The 22,291-nt window shown below is 68.4% G+C and carries 27 protein-coding genes; 9 read left to right on the top strand and 18 right to left on the bottom strand.

Translation table 11 applies throughout. The annotated features are described in order from the left end of the window. Positions 1 to 69 precede the first annotated feature (69 nt). From ACTJKH_RS08800 to ACTJKH_RS08775, 6 genes are all read right to left on the bottom strand, one after another. Entirely contained in the window at positions 70 to 930 is an 861-nt protein-coding gene (locus tag ACTJKH_RS08800) for an SDR family NAD(P)-dependent oxidoreductase (RefSeq protein WP_440736587.1), read from the bottom strand. 55 nt (positions 931 to 985) lie between these two features. Continuing rightward, the gene (locus ACTJKH_RS08795) at positions 986 to 1,213 is read right to left on the bottom strand and encodes an RNA-binding S4 domain-containing protein (protein WP_210096385.1); all 228 of its coding nucleotides are present in this window, start codon (positions 1,211 to 1,213) and stop codon (positions 986 to 988) included. Between the two features lie 79 nt (positions 1,214 to 1,292). After that, positions 1,293 to 2,138, bottom strand: a complete 846-nt coding sequence (locus ACTJKH_RS08790) for a hypothetical protein (protein ID WP_440736586.1) — start codon at positions 2,136 to 2,138, stop codon at positions 1,293 to 1,295. An 86-nt stretch (positions 2,139 to 2,224) separates the two neighbouring features. Next, positions 2,225 to 3,508, bottom strand: coding sequence for a glutaminase (locus tag ACTJKH_RS08785; RefSeq protein ID WP_440736585.1), 1,284 nt, complete (start codon positions 3,506 to 3,508; stop codon positions 2,225 to 2,227). Positions 3,509 to 3,560: 52 nt separating this feature from the next. Further along, complete coding sequence (locus ACTJKH_RS08780; protein WP_440736584.1) at positions 3,561 to 4,892, bottom strand: ATP-binding protein; 1,332 nt, start codon at positions 4,890 to 4,892, stop codon at positions 3,561 to 3,563. After that, positions 4,885 to 5,562 carry a response regulator transcription factor gene (locus ACTJKH_RS08775; RefSeq protein WP_440736583.1) on the bottom strand — a complete coding sequence of 226 codons (678 nt, stop codon included), beginning with the start codon at positions 5,560 to 5,562 and terminating at the stop codon, positions 4,885 to 4,887. The genes ACTJKH_RS08780 and ACTJKH_RS08775 overlap by 8 nt, the downstream gene beginning before the upstream one ends. A 159-nt stretch (positions 5,563 to 5,721) precedes the next feature. Here ACTJKH_RS08775 and ACTJKH_RS08770 point away from each other — a divergent pair, with 159 nt between their 5' ends. Beyond that, complete coding sequence (locus ACTJKH_RS08770; protein WP_440736582.1) at positions 5,722 to 6,201, top strand: hypothetical protein; 480 nt, start codon at positions 5,722 to 5,724, stop codon at positions 6,199 to 6,201. 31 nt (positions 6,202 to 6,232) lie between these two features. Here the strand turns inward: ACTJKH_RS08770 and ACTJKH_RS08765 are convergent, their stop codons facing one another. From ACTJKH_RS08765 to ACTJKH_RS08755, 3 genes are all read right to left on the bottom strand, one after another. Next, positions 6,233 to 6,439, bottom strand: a complete 207-nt coding sequence (locus ACTJKH_RS08765; RefSeq protein ID WP_210096382.1) for a CDGSH iron-sulfur domain-containing protein — start codon at positions 6,437 to 6,439, stop codon at positions 6,233 to 6,235. Then, the gene (locus tag ACTJKH_RS08760) at positions 6,436 to 7,476 is read right to left on the bottom strand and encodes an iron-containing redox enzyme family protein (RefSeq protein ID WP_440736581.1); all 1,041 of its coding nucleotides are present in this window, start codon (positions 7,474 to 7,476) and stop codon (positions 6,436 to 6,438) included. The genes ACTJKH_RS08765 and ACTJKH_RS08760 overlap by 4 nt, the downstream gene beginning before the upstream one ends. Before the next feature lie 130 nt (positions 7,477 to 7,606). Then, positions 7,607 to 8,056, bottom strand: coding sequence for a carboxymuconolactone decarboxylase family protein (locus ACTJKH_RS08755; RefSeq protein ID WP_440736580.1), 450 nt, complete (start codon positions 8,054 to 8,056; stop codon positions 7,607 to 7,609). Positions 8,057 to 8,157: 101 nt separating this feature from the next. Between ACTJKH_RS08755 and ACTJKH_RS08750 the strand changes: the two genes are divergently transcribed. Together ACTJKH_RS08750 and ACTJKH_RS08745 are read left to right on the top strand one after the other, a co-directional pair. Next, complete coding sequence (locus tag ACTJKH_RS08750; RefSeq protein ID WP_201470617.1) at positions 8,158 to 8,337, top strand: hypothetical protein; 180 nt, start codon at positions 8,158 to 8,160, stop codon at positions 8,335 to 8,337. A gap of 45 nt (positions 8,338 to 8,382) precedes the next feature. Further along, a complete protein-coding gene (locus ACTJKH_RS08745; RefSeq protein WP_440736579.1) occupies positions 8,383 to 8,817 on the top strand; it encodes a hypothetical protein in 435 nt (144 codons plus the stop codon). 3 nt (positions 8,818 to 8,820) lie between these two features. Here the strand turns inward: ACTJKH_RS08745 and ACTJKH_RS08740 are convergent, their stop codons facing one another. The 3 genes from ACTJKH_RS08740 to ACTJKH_RS08730 form a co-directional block, all read right to left on the bottom strand. After that, entirely contained in the window at positions 8,821 to 10,206 is a 1,386-nt protein-coding gene (locus ACTJKH_RS08740; RefSeq protein WP_440736578.1) for an LLM class flavin-dependent oxidoreductase, read from the bottom strand. 145 nt (positions 10,207 to 10,351) lie between these two features. After that, the gene (gene pnuC, locus ACTJKH_RS08735) at positions 10,352 to 11,083 is read right to left on the bottom strand and encodes a nicotinamide riboside transporter PnuC (RefSeq protein WP_210096378.1); all 732 of its coding nucleotides are present in this window, start codon (positions 11,081 to 11,083) and stop codon (positions 10,352 to 10,354) included. Beyond that, on the bottom strand, positions 11,080 to 11,607 hold the full coding sequence (locus ACTJKH_RS08730; RefSeq protein WP_440736577.1) for an N-acetyltransferase family protein: 528 nt from the start codon (positions 11,605 to 11,607) through the stop codon (positions 11,080 to 11,082). The genes pnuC and ACTJKH_RS08730 overlap by 4 nt, the downstream gene beginning before the upstream one ends. Before the next feature lie 82 nt (positions 11,608 to 11,689). Here ACTJKH_RS08730 and ACTJKH_RS08725 point away from each other — a divergent pair, with 82 nt between their 5' ends. Continuing rightward, on the top strand, positions 11,690 to 12,613 hold the full coding sequence (locus ACTJKH_RS08725) for a serine hydrolase domain-containing protein (RefSeq protein ID WP_440736576.1): 924 nt from the start codon (positions 11,690 to 11,692) through the stop codon (positions 12,611 to 12,613). 21 nt (positions 12,614 to 12,634) lie between these two features. Here ACTJKH_RS08725 and sigJ read toward each other — a convergent pair whose 3' ends face one another. Further along, positions 12,635 to 13,543, bottom strand: coding sequence for an RNA polymerase sigma factor SigJ (sigJ, locus tag ACTJKH_RS08720; RefSeq protein ID WP_440736575.1), 909 nt, complete (start codon positions 13,541 to 13,543; stop codon positions 12,635 to 12,637). Positions 13,544 to 13,718: 175 nt separating this feature from the next. On the opposite strand from sigJ, the gene ACTJKH_RS08715 reads away from it, so the two are divergent. Then, on the top strand, positions 13,719 to 14,486 hold the full coding sequence (locus ACTJKH_RS08715; protein ID WP_440736574.1) for an SDR family oxidoreductase: 768 nt from the start codon (positions 13,719 to 13,721) through the stop codon (positions 14,484 to 14,486). A gap of 52 nt (positions 14,487 to 14,538) precedes the next feature. After that, positions 14,539 to 15,888 carry a DUF222 domain-containing protein gene (locus ACTJKH_RS08710; protein WP_440736573.1) on the top strand — a complete coding sequence of 450 codons (1,350 nt, stop codon included), beginning with the start codon at positions 14,539 to 14,541 and terminating at the stop codon, positions 15,886 to 15,888. 37 nt (positions 15,889 to 15,925) lie between these two features. Here the strand turns inward: ACTJKH_RS08710 and ACTJKH_RS08705 are convergent, their stop codons facing one another. Continuing rightward, positions 15,926 to 16,843 (bottom strand): DUF808 domain-containing protein, encoded by a 918-nt coding sequence (locus ACTJKH_RS08705; protein WP_440736572.1) that lies wholly within the window; start codon positions 16,841 to 16,843, stop codon positions 15,926 to 15,928. A gap of 151 nt (positions 16,844 to 16,994) precedes the next feature. Between ACTJKH_RS08705 and msrB the strand changes: the two genes are divergently transcribed. Beyond that, complete coding sequence (msrB, locus tag ACTJKH_RS08700; RefSeq protein ID WP_440736571.1) at positions 16,995 to 17,483, top strand: peptide-methionine (R)-S-oxide reductase MsrB; 489 nt, start codon at positions 16,995 to 16,997, stop codon at positions 17,481 to 17,483. Further along, complete coding sequence (gene msrA / locus ACTJKH_RS08695; RefSeq protein ID WP_259161341.1) at positions 17,480 to 18,025, top strand: peptide-methionine (S)-S-oxide reductase MsrA; 546 nt, start codon at positions 17,480 to 17,482, stop codon at positions 18,023 to 18,025. The genes msrB and msrA overlap by 4 nt, the downstream gene beginning before the upstream one ends. Before the next feature lie 23 nt (positions 18,026 to 18,048). Here msrA and ACTJKH_RS08690 read toward each other — a convergent pair whose 3' ends face one another. The 3 genes from ACTJKH_RS08690 to ACTJKH_RS08680 form a co-directional block, all read right to left on the bottom strand. Further along, entirely contained in the window at positions 18,049 to 18,858 is an 810-nt protein-coding gene (locus ACTJKH_RS08690; RefSeq protein WP_440736570.1) for an alpha/beta fold hydrolase, read from the bottom strand. A 176-nt stretch (positions 18,859 to 19,034) separates the two neighbouring features. Further along, positions 19,035 to 20,498, bottom strand: a complete 1,464-nt coding sequence (locus tag ACTJKH_RS08685; RefSeq protein ID WP_440736569.1) for a catalase — start codon at positions 20,496 to 20,498, stop codon at positions 19,035 to 19,037. Between the two features lie 64 nt (positions 20,499 to 20,562). Continuing rightward, a complete protein-coding gene (locus ACTJKH_RS08680) occupies positions 20,563 to 20,985 on the bottom strand; it encodes a Fur family transcriptional regulator (protein ID WP_440736568.1) in 423 nt (140 codons plus the stop codon). A 93-nt stretch (positions 20,986 to 21,078) separates the two neighbouring features. Here ACTJKH_RS08680 and ACTJKH_RS08675 point away from each other — a divergent pair, with 93 nt between their 5' ends. After that, positions 21,079 to 21,606: a hypothetical protein gene (locus tag ACTJKH_RS08675; protein ID WP_440736567.1), complete on the top strand. Its 528-nt coding sequence runs from the start codon at positions 21,079 to 21,081 to the stop codon at positions 21,604 to 21,606. Positions 21,607 to 21,623: 17 nt separating this feature from the next. Here the strand turns inward: ACTJKH_RS08675 and ACTJKH_RS08670 are convergent, their stop codons facing one another. Next, positions 21,624 to 22,289 (bottom strand): histidine phosphatase family protein, encoded by a 666-nt coding sequence (locus tag ACTJKH_RS08670; protein WP_307803508.1) that lies wholly within the window; start codon positions 22,287 to 22,289, stop codon positions 21,624 to 21,626. Positions 22,290 to 22,291 lie beyond the last annotated feature (2 nt).

Raw genomic sequence — 22,291 nt, 5'->3', positions numbered from 1 at the left:
GGGGGAGGTCCCATCGTGCGCCCGTGGTCACCGGCCGGGCTACCGCCTTGCGCGTCCCGGTTCTGATCGCTATGCGGTGGCCACCCAGCCTGCGGTGAGGCCGGTGACGGCCGAGCCGTCGAGGTCCTTGAGCTTGATCGCCGTGAATCCGGTGGCGGCGGCCGACGTCTGCACGCGGAAGGCAGGGTCGTCAGCGGTCAGGGTCGCGAGGATGACCGCGGCGACGTCGTCGGGAGTCTGGGCGTTGCCCGGCGCGAAGGCCTGGCGGGTGCGTGCGAGGTAGCTGTCGATCGCGGGCAGGTAGACCTCGTCGGCGCCGGTCACCAGCGCTTCGCGGTCGGCATCGGAGTTGGCGACGAACTCCGTCATCACCGGGCCCGGCTCGACGACGGTGACCGCGACCCCGAGGTTCTTCATCACCGGATGCAGGCTCTCCATGAATCCCTCGACGGCGAACTTGGCCGCGCAGTAGACCTCGTTGAAGGGCTGCCCGACGACACCGCCGACGCTCGTGACCGTGACGACGCGACCTCGCGACGCACGCAGGTGGGGGAGAGCTGTCTTGGTCACATCGACGACGCCGAAGAAGTTGACCTCCATCGCGGCGCGCACCCGGTCGAGGCTCATGGCTTCGATGGTGCCGAGCGCGCCGGCGCCGGCGTTGTTGATCACGGCATCGAGATGCCCGTGTTCGGCGATCACGGCCCCGATGACGGAGGTCACATCATCGTGGTCGGTGACGTCGAGCGAGCGGATGTCGAGGGCGACGCCCGCCTCGCTCGCAGCCGAGCGGAGCGCATCCGCCTTGCCGAGATCGCGCATCGTCGCGATGGTCGTCCACCCGGCGTCGGCGAGTGCGACGGCGGTGCTGAGGCCGATGCCCGTGGAGGTTCCGGTGACGAGGACGACGGGCGTGCTGGTGTTGGTCATACGTGAAGTATGCGCGCCGTTCGATATAACCGGGCTGGGCGCGGTCGCCGATCGCTCAGGGGCGGACGCGCACCGTTCGTCCCTCGAAGGTGACGAGGTCGCCGTCGTGCAGCTGACGCCCGCGGCGGCGATCGACCTCGTCGTTGACCTTCACGAATCCGTCGATCACGACCTCCTTGGCGTCTCCGCCCGAGTCGAGCAGCCCCGAGTACTTCAGGAACTGACCGAGGCGGATCATCTCGCCGCCGATGGAGACGTCGTCGATCGGACCGGAATTCGTCATGTCTCCGATGGTATCCGGCTGACATGCGTCGAGCCGCCGACCCCGAAGGACCGGCGGCTCGGAGAACGACGGGATCGGCTCAGTCGTCGGTGTCGGTTCCGACGACGGCGAACTCGGTGCTGAAGTCGATGTCGATCGAGCGGTTGTCGCTCGTGAGCACCGATGCGTCGTACGGGCTGGCGCCGTCGCTGTCGACGTCGAGGTCGGTGATCATGCCGTCGGCCTCGGCGAGTGCGGCCTTCACGAGTGCGCGGATGGCGGTCTCGTCGAGCTTCTGCGTCGGGGCGGAGTGGTCGTCCTGCTCGGTCGAGGTGACGGTGGTCGCGAGGTCGGCATCCACCCGCACCTCGGTCTCGCTGCCGTTCGCGGCGGTCAGCTGCACCTCCCACGTTCCGTCGCGCTTCGCGTCGATCGAGGTGACGTCGCCCTCGGCGGCGCCGCGGGCGGCATCCGCGATCGCGACGAGCTCATCGGCAGAGTCGGTGCCGATTCCGGTGACGGGGCCGCCGCCCTGGGGCGCGTCGCCCTGGTCGTCGCCCCGGTCATCGCGGTCTCCACCGCGGTCATCGCCGGGCTGTCCGCCTCGGTCGTCGTCGCCGCGCGGGCCGTCCGAGATCGATCCGCGGTCGTCGTCGTCACCGAAGTCGTCGCCGACGGCCGCACCGATCGCCACACCGCCACCGAGGAGCACCACGGCCGCGGCGATCCCGCCACCGATCAGGAGGGCACGCTTGCGTCCGGGCTTCGCGGGTGCGGTGGCGGGGGCTGCCGGGGCGGATGCCGGGTCGGAGGCGAGAGGAGCGACAGGCACCGTCTCGGCCTCGGATGCCGGAGCGGGGGCTGGCGGTGCGGGGGGAGCCGGGGGAGTGGCGCCTGCGGGCAGGTTCTCGGGCGTCTGGTCGGGAGTCGAGTTCTTGTCGTTCATGATCCGATGCTCTCGCGCGGGTGCTGAAGCCACCCTGAAGCCTCCTGAAGAGGTCTTCAGGAACCGCGCGGCCGCGGCGAGAGGGCTCAGCCGCGGATCGCGCTGGTCACGTCGGGGAAGGATGCGGGCACGTACCCGCCATGCGCCTGCTCGCCGTGCACGAGCTCACCCGTTCCGGTCTCGGCGCTGCCGAGCACACTCCAGGGGTCGACGATGCGGACGTCGTGACCATCGAGATGCAGTCGACGGACGCCTTCGAGCAGCATCCGCTTGGCGATGTCGTTGGCGCGTTGCACGCGGTCGAGGTCGACGATCACGGGGTAGTCGCCCTCGGGCTCTTCCGCGAACCCGCGCAGCACTCGCTCGGCCTCCATGAAGTGCAGGTCGCCGGCGATCTCGTGCACGGTCGCGCCCTCGTGCTCCACCCGGCGCGACACGGAGCGGGCCACGTCCGTCGAGGTCATGAGGTGCAGGCCGAGATCATGGTTCATCCGCTCGAACATGCGCACGCCACGGCTGCTGTTGCCGTGCGCGTCGAGTCGCGGTGAGAACACGGCGATGCCGACCTGCCCCGGCAGCACACCCATGAGGCCACCCGCGATGCCGCTCTTCGCGGGGATGCCGACCGAGGTCAGCCAGTCGCCCGCAGCGTCGTACATGCCGCACGTGGTCATGACGCTCAGCACCTGCCGGTTGATGGCGGGGTCGATCACCTGTTCGCCGTCCGACGTCCGGCCCCCGGCGGCGAGCACCGAGCCCATGCGTGCGAGATCGCGCACCGTGACCGACACCGAGCATTGCCGGGTGTAGCCGCGCACCACATCGGCCGGTTCCGCGTCGAGGGTGCCGACCGTGCGCAGCATGTACGCGAGCGCCATGTTGCGGTCGGCGGACGACAGCTCGGACTCGAACACGTCCTCAGCGATGGAGAGTCGGCGACCCGCGAGCCGGCTGTAGAGGTCGAGGATGCGGTCGGTGCGAGCATCCGCATCGGCCCCCTGCACGAGCGCGTGGGCGGCGATCGCACCCGCGTTGATCATCGGGTTGCGGGGTCGACCGGTCTCGGGCTCGAGGGAGATCTCGTTGAACGCGTCTCCCGAGGGTTCGACGTCGATCCGCTCGAGCACGCCGTCGAGGCCCTGATCGGCGATCGCGAGCGCATACGTGAACGGCTTCGAGATCGACTGGATCGTGAACTCCACGTCGGCATCCCCGGCGACGTAGACCTCCCCGTCGAGGGTCGCCACCGCGATCGCGAGTCGATCGGGATCCGCCTGAGCGAGCTCCGGGATGTACGACGCGACCTCTCCGGCGTCCTCCCCGCACGACTCCATCAGCACGTTCAGATAGTCGATCATGGGGGTCTGCATGTGCTCCATGCTCCCACGCGAGGTGCGACAGGCTGTCGTGTGCGCCGACTGCTCAGTCCGAGAGCGGCAGCGTCACCACGAACCGGGCGCCGCCCCAGCGCGAGGCATCCACAGACACGGTTCCACCGCTCGCCGTGGCGATGCCCTGGACGATCGCGAGACCGAGCCCGCTGCCTCCGGCATCCCTGCTGCGGGCCTCGTCGAGCCTCACGAAGCGCTCGAAGATGCGCTCACGCTCGTCGGCCGGCACTCCCGCGCCGTCGTCCTCGACGGTCACGAACACCCAGGCATCCTGCGGGATCACGCTGATCGCGACGCGCCCGGCGCTGTGCCGCGCCGCGTTGTCGGCGAGGTTGCGCAGCAACTGGCCGAGAAGGCGCGGGTCGCCCGCGACTCGGGCCGCATGGATGCCGGAGCCGTCGACATCGACTCCTCGCGTCCTCAGCCGGCGTACCTCGCCGAGGGCCAGATCGTCGAGGTCGATCGACTCGTCGTGCGTGCCGCCGCCCTCGTCGAGGCGTGCGAGCAGCAGCAGAGACTCCACGATGCCCTGCAGTCGGAGACCCTCGTCGGAGACGACCTCGGCGAGCTCGTCGATGCTCGTCGTGGCGGGGTGCGTCTGCGCCAGCTCGGCATGCTGCCGGATCGTCGCGAGGGGCGATCGCAGCTCGTGCGAGGCATCCGAGACGAAGCGTCGCTGAGCCGTCGCCGAGGCGTCGAGCCGATCGAGCATCCTGTTCATCGTGGTCGCGAGGGCAGCGATCTCGTCGGATGACGGCGGCACCTCGACCCGGTTGTGCAGGCGTTCGGCGGTGATGCCGTCGACCTCCTCGCGGATGCGCGTGACCGGCTTCAGCGCACGGCCCACCACGAGCCAGGTCGTGACGGCGACGAGCACGAGCAGCAGGGGCAGCGCGATCGCGAGCAGCAGAGCGACGGTCGACAGCGTCTCGTCGTCGTCCTCGATCGGCACGGCGAGCACGAGGGTCTGGTCGTCGCCGATGTCGTCCGAGACGACCAGCATCGGCTTGCCGTCGATCCTCACCGTCCGCGGATCATCCGTGATGGGCAGCGCGCTCGAACCCAGGTCGTCGCGGGCGTCCTCGCTCGCCGAGCGGATCGACCCGTCGGATCCGATGATCTGCACGAGTTCATCGTCGAGGGTGTCGATGCCCCGACTGCCACCGGGGCCGCTACCGGGTCCGTCGAGACGCTCGGTCAGCTCCTCGAGTCGCTGCTCGGCGGCGCGCTCGGCGCTCGCATGGATGCTGGAACTCAGGATGCCGTAGAACGAGAACGCCCCGATCAGCAGCGCGACAGCCACGACGAGGGTCGCGCCGAGCGTCGTCCTGGCCCGCACGGACTTCCACGGACGGCTAGCCACCGTCGGCCGCCAATCGGTAGCCGGCGCCGCGGATCGTCTCGATGGCCTCGCGTCCGAAGGGCTTGTCGAGCTTGCGGCGCAGGTGCCCGACGTACACCTCGACGATGTTCGGGTCTCCGTCGAAGTCGTCGTCCCACACGCCTTCGATCAGCGAGCGCTTCGACAGCACCTGACCGCGGTGGCGCATCAGATGCTCGAGCACGGCGAACTCGCGGGCGGTCAGGGTGACCTGCGTCTCGCCACGCCAGACATGGTGAGAAGAGGGGTCGAGCCGCAGATCGCCGGCTTCGAGCACGGCGGGTCGTGCGACGGCACCGCGCCGGACGAGGGCGCGGATGCGCGCGACGAGGATCGCGAACGAGAACGGCTTGGTGACGTAGTCGTCGGCACCCGTCTCGAGGGCCTCGACCTGGTCCCATTCGCCGTCTTTCGCGGTGAGCATGAGCACCGGCGTCCAGTTCTCCTCGGCGCGCAGCGCCTCGCACACCTTCCAGCCGCTCATGCCCGGCATCATGAGGTCGAGCACGATCGCGTCGTATCGGGTCTCGCGCGATCGCCACAGCCCGTCGACACCGTTGTTCGCGACGTCGACCGCGAAGCCCTCGGCCTCGAGCCCCCGGCGCACGGCGTCGGCCAACCGCACCTCGTCGTCAACCACCAGGATCCGCATTCACCCAGTCTGGCGGGCGCACGCTGAATCCGCGCTGAAGCGGGGTCGGACCCGCAGGAGAGGAGGGTTGGTCCGCATGCCCGCCTGTGGTTGCATGAGGGGATGACCGGAATCCGGGGGGACAGGTCGAGAGGCGCGCGTCTGCTTCTCGTCATCACCATGACGACTCTGCTCGCAGGGTGCGCGATCGCGGGCCCGACTCCACTCGGGGCGTCGCCGTCCGCGAGCCCGAGTCCGACTCCCACGGCGGCCTGCCCGCAGGGCGAAGGCATCGATCTGCCGCCGGACTGCGCGCCGTACGACCCCGACAACGCGATGGCGCAGAACGAGCGCTACCGCGACCGTATGGACCTCTCGGCCGAGAGCCGAGACGCCGCCGAGAAGCCGGCGAATGACATCCGCACCGGGCTCGAGACGCTCCGCACGTCAGGAGACCTCTCGGTCGAGGCGGTGCAGGCGGTGTTCGCGGATGCCGGTCTCGCCGACGTCCAGACGCTGGGCGACGAGCGCGCCGTCGCGTTCGGTGCAGCGGCTCCGGAGGGCGGCTGCATCTTCGGCGAGGTCTCCGCCGAGCTTCTCACGGTCGAGATCGGCGGAGTCATCATGGACGGCGGATGCCTGCCCGCAGTCGGACACTGATCTCGCTACCGGCCGAGCGACGACCCGAAGATCAGGCGTCGGTGCGGAACCCCGACGCCTTGTGTGTGCCGTCGCAGAACGGCTTGATGGTCGAGAGCCCGCAGCGGCACAGCGCCACGGTGCGCCGCGTCACCTCGATCGGCTCGCCGTCGGAGGTCTCGAGCACGGCGGCACCGCGCACGAGCAGCGGCCCGTCCGGGTAGGCGGTGATCGTCACGGCATCCTGGTGCGCGCTCATCGTGCGTCCCGCTGACGCAGTGACGATTCGCCGCGCATCCACGAGTCGAGCATGTGGCCCGCGGCCCAGCCGTCGACCGTGAGGCAGGCGGATGCTCCGAACATGATGTCGGCCAGCAGCTCCGGGCGGTCCTCGGCCAGCCCACCCGCGAGGTCGCGCGCCGCGATCTGCTCATGCACGGCATCGGCCTCGACGTGCTCGTCGAAGTAGTCGGTGACATCCTCCGTGAATCCGAGGCGCCGGAGGCCGTCGGCGTAGAGGCGGTTGGGGATCGACGAGGTCATCTCGAACGCGGCGAGGTGCCCGACGATCGCCCCGACGAGGCGCCGGTTGAGGCCGAACATCGACATCGAGTTGAGCGAGGCGAGGGTGATCGCCGGCACGTCGTCGACGTACCCGCCGTAGGTGTCATCCAGCCCGGCGCCGCGCATCGCACGGGCGAAGATCGTCGCGTGCACCCGGTCGGGGCGCCCGGCGCCGTACTCGTCGGACTGGATCTCGACGAGCGCCGCCTTCGCGCGGCCGCTGAGGCGGGGGATCGCCCAGGAATGCGGATCGGCCTCGCGCAGCGTGTAGATCGAGCGCTGCATGAAGAACTCGTGCATCTGCTCGTCGGTCGCCTTCTTCGCGACGTACCGCGACAGGCTCGGACCGGTGTCGGCGTCGGCGAGGGCGAAGAGGGCTCGGCCGACGGCATCCACGGTCGGTTCGGGCAGATCGGGCATCGGAACGGTCGCCCGCAGTGCCCGCTCGAACGCCTGCTCGAGAAGGCCCCGCGCGGCGATCAGCGCTACGTCGAACTCGAGGGTCGGGTCGAGGTCGGGAAGAGAGCCGTACGACGAGGCGTAGAGCACGAAGAGGGCGAGCTGGATGTCGTCGTCGCGCACGACGTCGGCGCTCGCCGCGAGCGCGGACTCGGCGCGAGAGCCGAGATCATCGACGTCGCCACCGGTCAGTCGGCGGATGACGGCATCGCTGAGCGGACCGCGCGCGGAGATGCCGTGGAGGGCGTATGGAGTGACTGCTGGCGCGGACATGGAGAGGCTCCCAAAGATCGGATGCTCGCAGTCTCGCCCCGGCCACGCCCACCCGTGAAGGGTCTTGACGGGAGTGCACCGGATGCGGAAGGGCGGACGCCTCGGCATCCGCCCTCGTGTCCTTCAGAGTTCAGCCGTGCACCGGGTAGTGGCTGCTGATCGCGATGCGGTTCCAGCTGTTGATGACGACCGCGAGCCACGTCACCGCGGCGATCTGCTTCTCGGTCAGGACGCCGTCGATCTCGACCCCGCGAGTCTGCAGGCGTCCGTGGTCGCCGATCAGCGTCACGTTCTCGGCGATCTGCAGTGCGGCCTGCTCCTCGGGGCTGAAGTACTGTGACTCCCACCACCCGGCGAGCACGGCCAGTCGGTCGGCCGTCTCGCCTGCCTTGACCGCGTCGGCGCAGTGCATCCTGAGGCAGAAGGCGCAGCCGTTCAGCTGCGACGCCCGCACCTTCACCAGTTCGACGAGCAGCGGTGAGAGCCCGGCATCCGCCCCTGCTTCTGCGGCCTTGCCGGCGAACTCCAGCATCGCCTGATACGGGGCTGCGTAGACCTTGCCGATGTTGACGTGCGTCACGTCGTCTCCTTCACTCATGAGCGCGCCGATCGCGCCCTCATGAGTACTGACGCCGCAGCATCCGGATCTGTGACGTCCGCACCGCCGCCTAGGCTGGAACCATGAACAAGAACTCGCTCTGGACCATCGTCGGCGTCGTCCTCGCCGTGGTGATCGCCTGGTGGATCGTGAGCGCGCTGTTCTCGATCCTGTGGTTCATCGCCAAGCTCGCGATCGTGCTCGTCGTCGCGGTCGTGGTGTTCCTGGTGCTGCGAGGACTCTTCAGCTCGAAGGCCGAGTGACGGCGCCCGACCTCACGTTTCGCGGTCGGGCTTCGTCGTAGGGGTATGAGACGACTCCACTCCTTCGCCCTCGCGTTCTCGGCCCTGCTCGGACTGTTCGTCGGCGGATGGGCCTACATCGCGCCACAGAGCTTCTACGACTCGTTCCCCGGGGTGCTCGGCTCATGGGTCTCGGTCGACGGGCCGTACAACGAGCATCTGATCCGCGACGTCGGGGCCATGTACCTCGCGCTCGCCGCAGCCAGCGTCGGCGGGCTGATCTGGCGAAGCGCGGTCGTCTTCCGCGTACTGGGCCTGGCCTGGAGCCTGTTCGGCGGACTGCACTTCGCGTATCACGCGGGGCATCTCGAGCACATGTCTCCCGCATCGGCGGTCGGCGAGATGGTCGCGCTCGGGATCAGCCTGGCGCTCGGGATCGTGCTCCTGATCCCCGAGCGGTCGTCGACGCGCGAGCGATCGGCGCCCGCGCACGACCGCTGAGGCTCAGGCGACGGGAGCCTTCGCCCCCACGCGGTAGCGCGCGGCACGATGCGTGTCCTGCACGCGGTCGCCCTTGCCCTGCAGCTTGTTGCGGAGCGTGCCCGGCGCGTACTCCGCGGGGTAGACGCCGCGCTCACGCAGCACCGGGATGACGTGCTCGATGACGTCCTGCCACGTGCCGGGGGTCACCGCGTAGGCGAGGTTGAAGCCGTCGATGTCGGTCTCCTCGATCCACGACTGCAGCTCGTCGGCGATCTCGACTCCCGATCCGACGATGGTCGGACCGAGGCCGCCGATCGCGTTGTGGCGGCCGAAGTCGCCGACGGTCCACTCGCGTCCGAGGTCGGCCTCCTCCTTCAGGTGCTGCAGCACCGACTGGATCGCGTTCGACTCGACGTTGCCCACGGGCTCGTCCTCCGCGTACTGCGACAGGTCGACGCCCATCCATCCCGACATGAACGTCAGCGCGCCCTCGGGGCTCGCGTACGACAGGTACTCGGCGTGCTTCGCCGCGGCATCCTCGCTCGTCGCCCCGGTGATCACGGTCAGCAGCGTGTAGATCTTCGCGTCGTAGCGGTCGCGACCGGCATCCTCCAGCGCGTCGCGGATGCGCTTCACGGTGCCGGCGAGCACCTCCTTCGACGGGGCGGCGACAAAGATCGCCTCGGCGTTCTCCGAGGCGAAGCGCACGCCGCGAGGGCTTGCTCCCGCCTGGTAGATGACCGGGGTGCGCTGTGGCGACGGCTCGGAGATGTGGATGCCGGGAACGCTGAAGTGCTTGCCCTCATGGCCGATCGGGTGCACCTTTGCCGGGTCGGTGAAGATGCCGCGCTCGCGGTCTTCGACGACCGCGTCGTCTTCCCACGAGCCCTCCCACAGCTTGTAGAGCACCTCGACGTACTCGTCGGCGTGGTCGTAGCGGTCGTCGTGAGCGAGCTGGTCGTGCTGACCCATGTTGCGGGCGGCGCTGGGGAGGTATCCGGTCACGACGTTCCATCCGACGCGTCCGTTGGTCAGGTGGTCGAGCGTGCTCAGTCGGCGGGCGAACGGATACGGATGCTCGAACGCGGTGCCCGCCGTGATGCCGAAGCCGAGATGTTCGGTGACCGCGGCCATGGCGCTCACGAGCAGGATCGGGTCGTTCACCGGCACCTGCGCGCCGTTGCGGATCGCTGCCTCGTTCGTGCCGCCGTACACGTCGTAGGTGCCGAGGACGTCGGCGATGAAGATGCCGTCGAAGGTCGCGCTCTCGAGAAGCTTCGCGAGGTCGGTCCAGTACGAGATGGTGTTGTACTGGCGCGAGCGGTCGTCAGGATGCCGCCACAGACCGGACGACTGGTGGGCGACGCAGTTCATGTCGAAGGCGTTGAAGCGGATCTGGCGGCTCATGCGGTCAAGCAAACCCGCCGATCGGCCGCGCGGCCACCCTCCGCGACATGCGCCGACACAATCGTCGGTGGCCTCCCTGTCGTTCGAATCGCTCACTTTGCAGTGTCGACCCGGTCTGAACTGCAAAGTGCGCTACTCGAAAGGGTCAGTGGTGATCGCCGTCGACGGTCTTCACCGTGGAGGTGATCGGCCGAGGATCGGGCATGATCGTCTCGACCTGGGGTTTCGCGTTCGCCTGCGCGCGGCACCAGACGACGAAGCCGACTGCGGTGAAGACGCCGTAGAACACGTACATGAGCCCGGTGGCGTAGAAGCCCGAGCTGAACAGCAGCGGCACGCCGACCACATCGACCGCGATCCAGATGAGCCAGAACTCCGTCCAGCCCTTGGCCATGCCGTAGGTGGCGAGCAGCGATCCGACGAAGGTCCACGCATCCGCCCAGACGGGCTCCCACGAGCCGAGCGCACGGAAGAGGGGAGTGAGGGCGATCGTGCCGATCACCATGACCAGCACCAGGCCGATGCGGGCGCTGTTCGGTGCCCATCGCGGCGTCACACGGCCGCCGTTCGACGAGGCCTGCCGCCAGCGCACCCAGCCGTAGATCGCCACGACGATGAACATGACCTGGCGGCCGGCCTGGCCGAGCAGATGCGGCAGCTCGTGGTCGGGGTTCAGGATGGAGCCGAGGAAGACCGTGAGCAACAGCAGGTTGCCGACGATGCCGACCGGCCACGCCCAGATCTTGCGCTGCATGCCGCCGAGTGCGCTGGCGAGGCCGAAGACGTTGCCGACCACCTCACGCACCAGCAGCACCTGACCGCCCGGAAGCACCCACTGCGAGTTGAAGGCGTCGGCCAGCCAGAGCAGGGCGTTCATCGGATCTCGTCGGGGAAGGGACGCTCGTCGAGCACCAGCTGCAGGAACGTGAGGTCGAGCCAGCGGTCGAACTTGGCGCCGACCTGCGGCATGCGTCCGACCTGCATGAAGTCGAGGCGCTTGTGCATGATGATCGAGCCGGTGTTGCTGCTCTCGATCGCCGCGACCATGACGTGCTTGCCGAGTGCGCGGGCCCGGTGGATGAGCTCGATCATGAGCGCCTTGCCGATGCCTCGGCCGCGCTGACCGTCGCGCACGTAGACCGAGTGCTCGACCGTGTGGCGGTAGCCGCTGTGCGGGCGCCAGTCGCCGAACGTCGCGTATCCGAGCACTCCGGATGCGTCGACGGCGACGAGCACCGGGTATCCGCGGGCGGTGCGCTCCGCGAGCCAGGCGGTGCGGTCCTCGACCGTGACCGCCTCTTCGTTCCAGATCGCGGTGGTGTTCAGCACCGCATCGTTGTGGATGGCCGTGATGGCCTCGACATCGGCGGTGTCGGCATCCCTGATCTGGTGATCGCTCATCGGGTCTCCTGCATCTGCGCTCGGGTGCGCACGGGACGACGGTAGCAGGACGCAGGGGTGGGGGATGCGGGAGACTGGCGACATGTCTCTCGCTGAAACCGTCCGCGACCGCATCGTCCGCGCGATCGACGAGGAGCAGTTGGGCGCCTACGGGCTTCATGTGCTCATCGGGCAGGAGTCAGCCCAGCATCGATGGCGCAGCGACGATCGGGTGAACCTGTACTCGGTGTCGAAAGGGGTGAGCGCGCTCGCCGCAGGCATCGCCATCGACGAGGGCATCCTGGCACTCGACAGCAGAGCCTGCGACGTGCTGTACGTGCCCGCGCCCGGTGCAGGCGGCGAAGCGGTGACGCTGGAGCATCTCCTCTCGATGACGAGCGGAATCGACTTCGAGTGGTTCGGAGACCAGGAGGTGCCCTGGCCCGACCTCGCCCACGAGATGCTCGCTCGTCCGAGCCGAGGTCCTGGCGAGCACTTCCAGTACTCGGATGCCAGCACCTACGTCGCCATGAGGATGCTCGGCGCAGTCGTCGGCGATGTGCGGGACTGGTTGATGCCCCGGCTCTTCCAGCCGCTCGGCATCCACAACCCGCAGTGGTCGAGATGTCCGCTCGGATGGATCGTGGGCGGAAGCGGGCTCGAACTGCGCACGGAGGAGCTGGCTCGGATCGGCCGCGTGCTGCGGGATCGAGGGCGCTTCGGGGATGAACGCATCGTGAGCGAGCGGTGGGTCGACCGGATGCATTCCGACTGGGTCGCCTCGGGGGCACGGGGCCTCTACTCCTCCTACGGACTCGCCGCGTGGCGCGGGCCGCGCGAGGGCTGGCGGCTTGACGGGCGATACGGGCAGTACGTCTTCATCGACGATGCGGCGGATGCGGTCGTCACGATCACGGCGCACGAGGAGAAGAGCGATCAGCGACTCGTCGAGATCGCCGCGGACGCCGTCGCCGCTGGATCCGTCGTCGCGGGATCCGTCTCGGTGGACGCCCCCGCGAGGCCGTGACGCGAACGTCTTCGAGTGGGTTCAGTCGCGCAGCCAGTACGAGAGCTTGGCGGGGTTGAGAACGATCCACATCTGCGTGATCGCGCCGGAGTCGACGTGCACGTTCATGACCGAGACGACCTCGCCGTCTTCCCGGAACACGAAGCCGAGGCCGTCGCCGAACTGCTGCTGCTCCATCACCATGGTGGGGCGCTTGGCGGCGATGCCCAGCAGGAAGCGCGCGACATTGTCGGCGCCGCTCACGACGTTGCGGGCGGCGCTGACCACGCCGCCGCCATCGCTGCGCAGTTCGACATCGGGGGCCAGATAGCGCAGCAGTGGTGCGATCTCACCCGAGTTCGCCGCCTCCTGGAACGCGCGCACCACGCGATCGTGCTCGGCGCGCGGCACGGCGGTGGCGCGACTCTCGCGGACGTGTCGACGAGCGGATGCCGCGAGCTGGCGCACTGCGGCGGAGGAGCGGCCCACGGCCTCGGCGATCTCGTCGAACGGCACGGCGAAGACGTCATGCAGCACGAAGGCGACGCGCTCGGCGGGTGTCATCGCCTCGAGCACGACGAGCAGCGCGGTGGAGACGTCGTCGTCGAGGGTGATTCGATCGAGGGGATCCTCCGACCTCGATGCCGTGCGCGACCCGATCGCTCCGGCGAACAGCTCGGCCGGAACAGGCTCAGGCAGCCACGGGCCGACGTACTGCTCGCGCCGGCGCCGGGCCGAGCCGAGAAGGTCGAGGGCGACGCGTCCTGCGACGGTCGTGAGCCAGCCCGCAGGATTCGCGATTGCATCGCGCTCGGCCTCGGTGAGCCTGTACCAGCGCAGGTACGTCTCCTGCACGACATCCTCGGCATCCGCCAGCGTTCCCGTCATCCGGTAGCCGAGCGCGAGCAGGCGCCGTCGTTCGCGGAAGACGTCGTCGAGCTCGTCGTCCATGGGTTCTCCTTCGGGGTGTCGCGCGTGCGCGGGTGCCTTCGCAGGATATGACGATGCAGAACGTCCGGGTGTGAGCCTCACACTTGCTGTCGGTGTCTCGTCATCATTTGCAGACGGAGTGCAGCGGGAGCACGCTGGGTGCGCACGCGCGCTGTCGGAGCAGAGAGGGAGCGGGATGAGGGTCGCTGTTGCAGGAGGAACGGGTGTGGTCGGCAGGCACACTGTCGAGGCCGCGCGGGCCGCGGGCCACGACGTCGTCGCGCTCTCGCGTGCGACCGGCGCCGACGTGGTGACCGGTGTCGGTCTCGATGAGGCGCTGCAGGGTGTGGATGCCGTCATCGACGTGACGAACACGACCACGCTGTCGGCGGCGAAGGCGGTCACGTTCTTCGAGACGGCCACCCGCAATCTGCTCGCCGCAGGGGAGAGGTCGGGAGTCGGGCATCATGTCGCGCTGTCGATCGTGGGGATCGACGGGATCGACGCCTCCTACTACGCGGGCAAGCTCGCGCAGGAGCGGGCGGTGGCTGCCGGGGCGGTGCCGTTCACGATCGCGAGGGCCGCGCAGTTCCACGAGTTCGCGGGGCAACTGCTCTCGGGGATGTCGGGGCCGGTCGCGGTCATGCCGAAGCTGCTCATGCGCCCGGTGGCGGCGCGCGAAGTGGGGGCGCACCTGGTGCGGGTGGCCGAGGCCGGTGCGATCGGGCGGGCGCGCGATCTCGTCGGGCCGCGCGACGAGGTTCTGGTGGACGTCGCCCGACGACAGTTGGCGTTCGACGGGGTGCGCCGGCGGTTGCTCGGGGTGCGGTTGCCCGGTGCGTACGGGAGGGGTCTCGCGTCGGGATCGTTGCGGGGCGGGATCGATGCTCTGCAGGGGGAGATCACGTTCGATGAATGGCTGCGTAGCGAGGACCATGTACGCGGGGTGAGAAACCGCCGTTGATCGCATGTCGGCATACCGACAGAGATTCGAACATATCTTCTAAACTGGGCATATGTCGAACCCGCGCCTGTCACCGCTGCTCGAGGCCATCGAGCGCCTCAGCGATGCGTGGGCGGATGCGGAGAGGGGCGTCGATCTTTCTCGGGGCGAACTGCTCGGTGCGCATCGTGCGGTCGGCGAGATGCAACGGTGTCTCGACGGGCTCCACGCCGAACTCGCCGCCGCGATCGCTCACGAATCACGACCGGAGCTCGGACCCGAGGGGCTGGCGAAGCAGCAGGGGTACCGGAGCGCGGCGGTGATGATCGCCGCGACGACCGGCGGGGCGCACGGAGACGCGAAGCGACTGATAACGGTCGGTCAGGCGGTAGCGCCGCGCACCAACCTGCTGGGCGAGGCGCTGCCGGCGAAGTACCCCGCGCTGGCGACGGCGCTCGCTGCGGGGGAGATATCCGTAGCCGCCGCTGCGGTCATCGTCGCGCTGCTCGAACGCGTGCGCCTGAAGGTCGGAACAGTGCGGGTCGAAGAGGCCGAGCGCCTGCTCGTCGAGCGCGCCGTCGGGATGACGCTCGACGACGTCCGCACTCTCGTCGCCCGCACCGAGTCCTGGCTCGACCCCGACGGGGTGGCCCCGAAAGAGCGAGAGGCGCGCGATCGTCGGTCGCTCGTCATGTTCGAGCGCGATGGGTCCTTCCACCTGAACCTGCAGACCGACATCGCCGCGAGCGCCCCCATCAAGGCGGCGATACAGGCCTACGTGTCGGCGACCTTCCAGGCGCGGATCACGGCACCCGACCCGGGTGCGCCCGACGCAGACCATCGTACGGTCGCGATGATCCAGGCCGACGCGCTCGCGGCCATCTGCGAGCACGCGATCGCCTGCGACAACGGTGGTATGCCTGCGACCGGAGCGACGGTGGTGGTGCGCGTGAACCTCGACGACCTCACCGCAGGGCTGGGCGCGGCGGCGATCGACGGCAGCGACCAGCCCGTCAGCATCACCACCTGCCGCCGAATGGCTGCGGGTGGCGGGATCATCCCGGTGGTACTCGGGGCTGAGGGAGAGATCCTCGATTGGGGCCGCGAGAAGCGTCTGTTCACGCGAGCGCAGCGACTGGCGCTCGTCGAGCGGGATGGCGGATGCGCGATGTGCAGCCTCCCGCCGCAGATGACGAAGGCGCATCACCTGAGATGGTGGCAGCGCGATACCGGGCCGACCGACCTGAACAACGGAGTTCTGCTGTGCGAGTCCTGTCACCACCGCATCCATGACAACGGGTGGGACATCCGCATCGAAGGGATCGGTGTCGCGGCGCGAGTGTGGCTCATCCCACCGCCGCACGTGGATCCGGCAAGGACTCCCCGCCTCGGCGGGAGGGCCCGGTATGACATCGCTGCCTGAGGGCGGTGATCCGACGTGGGATCTTTAGAGTGGAGGATCAGACGCGCACGTCCGCGGGGGATTCCTCGCCCTCGTGGAAGTTCGGCTTCTTGCCGAGCAGGCGACCGATTCCGAGGATGACGCCGACGATGATCAAGCCGGCGATCAGTCCGGCGATGGCCGAGAACAGGGTGTCGCCGATCCAGACGATGACGCCACCGGCCGGCTCGAGGAAGTGCTCGATCCCGTGCAGGATGTCCGCTCCGAAATGCACACCGACCTCACCGAGGTTCACGAGCAGCAGGTGTCCACCGACCCACAGCATCGCGACGGTGCCGAGGATGCTGATGAAGCGGAAGACGGCGGGCATCGAGCGCACGATCCGGGTGCCGGTGTGGCGCACGCGCTGCGAGGGGTTCTTCGCCATCTTCAGCCCGATGTCGTCGATCTTCACGAGCAGGGCCACCGCGCCATAGACGACGCCGGTCATGATCAGGGCGATCACCGCGAGGATCGCGAGGGTGGTCCAGATGTCGAGGCCGGCCTCGAGGTTGGCGAGCGAGATCAGCATGATCTCCGTCGACAGGATCAGGTCGGTGCGCACCGCACCCCAGACGAGCTTGTTCTCGTTCCGATCGCTCTCGTCGGCGTGGCCGTGCTGCACACCGAACCACTCGAGCACCTTCTCGGCACCCTCGAAGCACAGGTACGCGCCACCGAGGATGAGGAGGTACGGAAGCACCCAGGGCGCGAAGGCGGTGAGCAGCAGGGCGATCGGGATGATGATGACGAACTTGTTCGCCAGAGAACCGACGGCGATCTTCGCCACCACCGGCAGCTCGCGTGCAGGAGTGATGCCCTGCACATACTGCGGGGTCACGGCGGCGTCATCGATCACGACGCCCGCAGCCTTGGCAGACGCCTTCATCGCGGCGCTGAGAATGTCATCGACGACCGCGAGCAGTCCAACAGACATATGCGTCTCCCCTGTGTGTATATCGGGGAGCAACTCTATCGGCTCGGCGAAAACTCACAGCCCGCTCACAGTCCCGTGGGACCAAATCCGGGCTGCCGCTGGTTCTTCTCTATGACGCTGCAGCCAGCCGCGTCGGACAAGGAGTCAGATCATGTCGAACGAGTACAGCAAGACCCCCGAGGCCGTCAGCGACCTCACGCATCTGCAGTACGAGGTCACGCAGGAGGATGCCACCGAGCCGCCCTTCCGCAACGCGTACTGGAACAACCACGACGACGGCATCTACGTCGACGTCGTCTCGGGACAGCCGTTGTTCGCGTCGACCGACAAGTTCGACAGCGGAACCGGATGGCCCAGCTTCACGAAGCCGATCGAGGCCGACGCGGTGACCACCCGCACCGACCGTACGCTGTGGATGAAGCGCACCGAGGCGCGATCCAGCGGAGCCGACAGCCACCTCGGGCACGTCTTCGACGACGGACCCCGCAACGCCGGCGGGCTCCGCTACTGCATGAACTCCGCCGCCCTCCGCTTCATCCCGGCTGACAGCCTGGAAGATGAGGGGTACGGTCGCTACCGTCACCTCTTCGCCGGCCAGGACGCCGACACCGCCACCCCGAACTCTGAGGAGAACTCATGACCGACACCGGAACCATCACCCGCACCCCCGGGACCGAGACCGCCGTTCTCGCCGGCGGCTGCTTCTGGGGCATGGAAGACCTCATCCGCCGCCAGCCCGGCGTGCTCGACACCCGTGTCGGCTACACCGGCGGCAGCAACGACCACGCGACCTACCGCAACCACCCGGGTCACGCCGAGGCTGTGGAGATCGTCTTCGATCCCACGAAGACGACGTATCGCGACATCCTGGCGTTCTTCTTCCAGATCCACGACCCGTCGACCAAGGACCGTCAGGGCAACGACATCGGCTCGAGCTACCGCTCGGCGATCTTCCCGCTCACGCCCGAGCAGGAGACCGTCGCACGCGACACGATCGCCGACGTCGACGCCTCGGGGCTGTGGCCGGCCAAGGCCGTCACGACGATCGAGCCCGTCGGCCCGTTCTGGCAGGCCGAAGAGGAGCACCAGGACTACCTGATCAAGTACCCGAACGGCTACACCTGCCACTTCCCGCGCGCGGGATGGGTGCTGCCGAAGCGCGAAGAGAACGCGACGGTCTGACCGTGACCGTTCCTCGTCGGGTCTCAGGGCTCGGCGAGGAACGTCAGCGCGGCTTCTTTGAAGGCACGGGATCCCGGCGCGTTGAAGTGATTGCGATCGGGGATCTCGAAGAACTGCCCCTGAGGTGCAGCCGACGCCAGGGCACGGGAGCCCTCGATGATCGCATCCTTCGACCCCGTGGCGAACAGGATCGGGCTCGCGGGCGCGTTCGACGGATCGGGATCGATCGTCCGTGACGACCGCATCCCCTCGGCCAGCGCGACGAGCGCGCCGAGGTCGTTGCCGGGCACGCGCTCGGTCAGGGTGATGTAGTTCTGCGTCGTCGCATCCGACACGGGTGTGCCGTCTGCCAGATACGCGCGCACCTGATCGAGATCGAGGCGGGCGAGCGGGATGCCGTCGGGAACCCCTCCGAGCACGGCGCGTCCGATGCGGTGCGGCAGATCGCGCACGACCTCCCAGCCGACCCGGGCACCCAGCGAATACCCGACATAGAGGGCTTCGTCGACGAGGTACGTGTCCATGACCGTCTCGACATCGGTGGCCAGGGTGCGGATGCCGTAGGCGTCGGGCTGATGCGGCTTCTCACTGCGTCCATGGCCCCGCTGGTCGAGGGCGAGCACCCGGTAGCCGGCCTTCGTGAGTTCGCGCACCCACCCGGTGAGCACCCAGGTGTCGCGGGCGCTGGACGCGAATCCGTGCACGATCACGACCACCGGGGCGTCGAACTCGCCCCACGTGTACGTCGCGAGGCGAGTGCCGTCTGCGGCATGCACCTGCTGGGGTTCGGGCATCTGGGTCAGGTCGGAGAGAGGAACAGCCACGGCATCCATTGTCCTCCTGCGCTGAGCGTGCATTGCTCGCGGCGGCCCGCATCCCGAAACAGGAAGAACGCCCGACATCAGGAGAATCCGGAAGGATTCGTCCTGATCTCGAGCGTTCGTCCTGTTTTCAGCCGGGCTCAGAGCCACCGCGAAGCGGAATGCCCACGCAGATCAGCGGATGCGACTCAGAAGCGAGCGCGCAGGGCGTCGCCGAGCGAGGCGTCCACGTTCGTCCAGTACTGGAAGAAGCGCTCGCGGATCGCGTCGATCGTGATCCCCTGGCCCTGACCGGTCAGCGTCTCGAGGAAGCGGGCGCGCTGCTCGTCGTCGAAGACCGTGCGGTACAGCGTGCCTGCCTGGCCGAAATCGTCGTCATCGAGGTGCAGCGTCGCGGCGGAGCGCATCAGCTCGCCGTCCGACTCCCAGCTCGCCTCGACACCCGCCGCCGGGTCGGCGGTCGGGCCGCCGGCCGCGCCGTACGAGTTCGGCGTGTATACGCGGTGCTCGGCCGGGTTGAACTTGTACTGCATCTGGCCCTCGTGCATGTAGTTGCGGGTCTCCGCGGCATGCGGCTGGTTGACCGGCAGCTGGTTGTAGTTCGCGCCGATGCGGTAGCGCTGAGCATCCGCGTAGGCGAACGCACGAGCCATCAGCATCTTGTCGGGCGAGATGCCGGTGCCGGGCACCTGGTTGCCGGGCGAGAAGGCGGCCTGCTCGATCTCGGCGAAGAAGTTCTGCGGGTTGCGGTCGAGCGTGAACGTGCCGACCTTGATGCGCGGGTAGTCCTTCTTCGACCAGGTCTTCGTCAGGTCGAACGGGTTGAAGCGGTACGTCTTGCCCTCGTCGTACGGCATGATCTGCACGTAGACGTCCCATGAGGGGGCGTCACCGCTCGCGATCGCATCGAACAGGTCGCGACGGTAGTAGTCGGCATCCGATCCTGCGAGCTTCTCGGCCTCTTCGGCGCTCATCGCCTCGACACCCTGCTTCGACAGGAAGTGGTACTGCACCCAGAAGCGCTCTCCGGCGGCGTTGATCCACTGGTAGGTGTGCGATCCGTAGCCGTTCATGTGGCGCCAGCTGCGCGGCAGGCCGCGGTCGCCCATGAGGTAGGTGACCTGGTGGGCGGACTCGGGGGAGAGGGTCCAGAAGTCCCACTGCATGTCGGCGTCGCGCAGACCCGAGTCGCCGAGACGCTTCTGCGAGTGGATGAAGTCGGGGAACTTCATGGCGTCGCGAAGGAAGAAGGTCGGAGTGTTGTTGCCGACGATGTCGAGGTTGCCCTCGGGCGTGTAGAAGCGCAGCGCGAAGCCGCGCACGTCGCGCCAGGTGTCGGGGGATCCCTGCTCGCCGGCGACCGACGAGAAGCGCAGCAGTGTCTCGCTGACCGCTCCGGGCTGGAAGGCCGCCGCGCGCGTGTAGGCCGAGACGTCCTCGGTCACGGTGAACGTTCCGAATGCTCCGCCGCCCTTGGCGTGAGGGTTCCGCTCCGGCACGCGCTCGCGGTTGAACGATGCGAGTTTCTCGACCAGGTAGCGGTCGTGGAGAACGGTGGGACCGTCGGCTCCGACGGTGAGCGAGTGCGCGTCGCTGGCGACGGGGGTTCCCGTCTGGGTCGTGGTGGCGGGCGTGATCGATGGGTCGGTCATGGTGTTCTCCTTCTGCGCGCAGGTACGCCGAATACCCCGGTGGACCGGGAGCGGACGACGGATGCTACTGCGCGGCGTTCTGGCAGCTGGGGCACAGGCCCCAGAAGGTGACTTCGGCTGTTCGGACGGTGAATCCCCCCGCCGAAGACGGGGTGAGACACGGCGCTTCGCCGACGACGCAGTCCACATCGCCGATCGCACCGCACTGGGTGCAGACGACGTGGTGGTGGTTGTCGCCGATGCGCCGTTCGTAGAGCGCCGCGGAGCCTGCCGGTTCGATCCGGCGGAGTAGGCCCGCCGTCGTCAGGTCCGCGAGGATGTTGTGCACCGACTGGATCGACGTGGTCGGAAGCACGGCGGACACGGCACGGTAGACCCGCTCCGCATCCGTATGGGCCATGGATTCCATCACCTCGAGCACAGCGACACGGCCCGCGGTCGCCCGCAGTCCCGCATCGCGAAGCGCGGAGTCGAGGTCGGTGTCCATGCCTCGACTGTACCTGCTGTTTTTAGTTATTCAAAAGATCGGCGTGTCGGCGGAGGCGGTGGCATGGTCCGTGCAGACACGTAGCGTGGAGGGATGGCTACGAGACGAGCGACGACGATCGGACTGATCCTGGTGGCGGGCGCGGCGCTCGCCGGATGCACGGCGGAGCCCTCGGGTTCAGCTACCGGATCGCCGTCTCCATCGGCCTCGACACCCGCGCCCACCGTCAGCACGGATGCGGCGGACGCCGACGAAGCCCTGCTCCCGATTCCGGTCGACGAGATCCGGGAATGGGCCGAGACGGCGGTTCCCGGATCCGATGCCGAGGGGACCAGCCCGATCCTCTCGGGGTGGCTGAGCGAGAACACGTCGGCGCATCACACGACGGACCTGAAGTCTCAGGAGGCAGGCGCCTATCAGTCGCAGCTCGCCTGCCGAGGCGACGGCGTCATCACGCTGACGGCCGGCGGCCTCGACGAGGAGCCCTCTGTCGAGCCGATCGTCTGCGAGAACGAGACGATCGCATTCGAGATCACCACGACGGCCACCGGGATGCGGATCGCGATGGACCTTGAGGGCGCGCCCACGATCTATGCCCTGTCGCTGCAGCGAATGGGCTGAACCCCGATCCGTCGGCGTCAGGATTCCGACGGCGCGAGAGGCAGCTCGAGGCCGTAGTTCCAGGTCAGGATCGCGGGCTGTTCGCGGTAGAAGCTCAGCACCGACACCGAGCCGGCATCCAGCGTGATCTGCGCACCGAAGCGAGGGGCGAGTCGCAGGTAGACCGCGGTGAGGATGCGGAGGAAGTGCCCGTGCGCGACCAGCGCCACGTCGCCCTCGGCCAGCGCCGGCAGGACCCGAGTGAGCACGCGTGATGCGCGTGCGGCGACTTCTTCGACGGTCTCGCCGGGTGTGGCGCCGCGGATCACACCGTGGGTGAAGGCGCTCCAGTCATAGCCGAGCTCCTCGCGGATGTCCTTCGTCGTGCGACCCTCGTATCCGCCGTAGTCCCATTCGACGAGAAGCGGATCGACCTCGGCGTGCAGGCCGGCGAGCTCGGCCGTGCGCCGAGCTCGTTCGAGAGGCGAGGAGAGCACGAGCGAGAAGTCGTAGTCGGCGACCAGCTGTCCTGCACCGCGGGCGAGATCCTCGCCTCGGGCCGTGAGAGGGATGTCGGTGAGCCCTGTATGCAGTCCCGCCTTCGACCATTCCGTCTCTCCGTGGCGCAGGAGGACGAGCTTTCCCGAGGGATTGTCGGGCGCAGGGCGGTCGGGCAGGGGGTCGTACTCGGGGAGCGCAGGCACAC

The sequence above is a fragment of the Microbacterium sp. 22215 genome, from assembly GCF_052045655.1.
GTDB lineage: Bacteria > Actinomycetota > Actinomycetes > Actinomycetales > Microbacteriaceae > Microbacterium > Microbacterium phyllosphaerae.
This window is presented reverse-complemented; position numbering and strand designations above follow the sequence as displayed.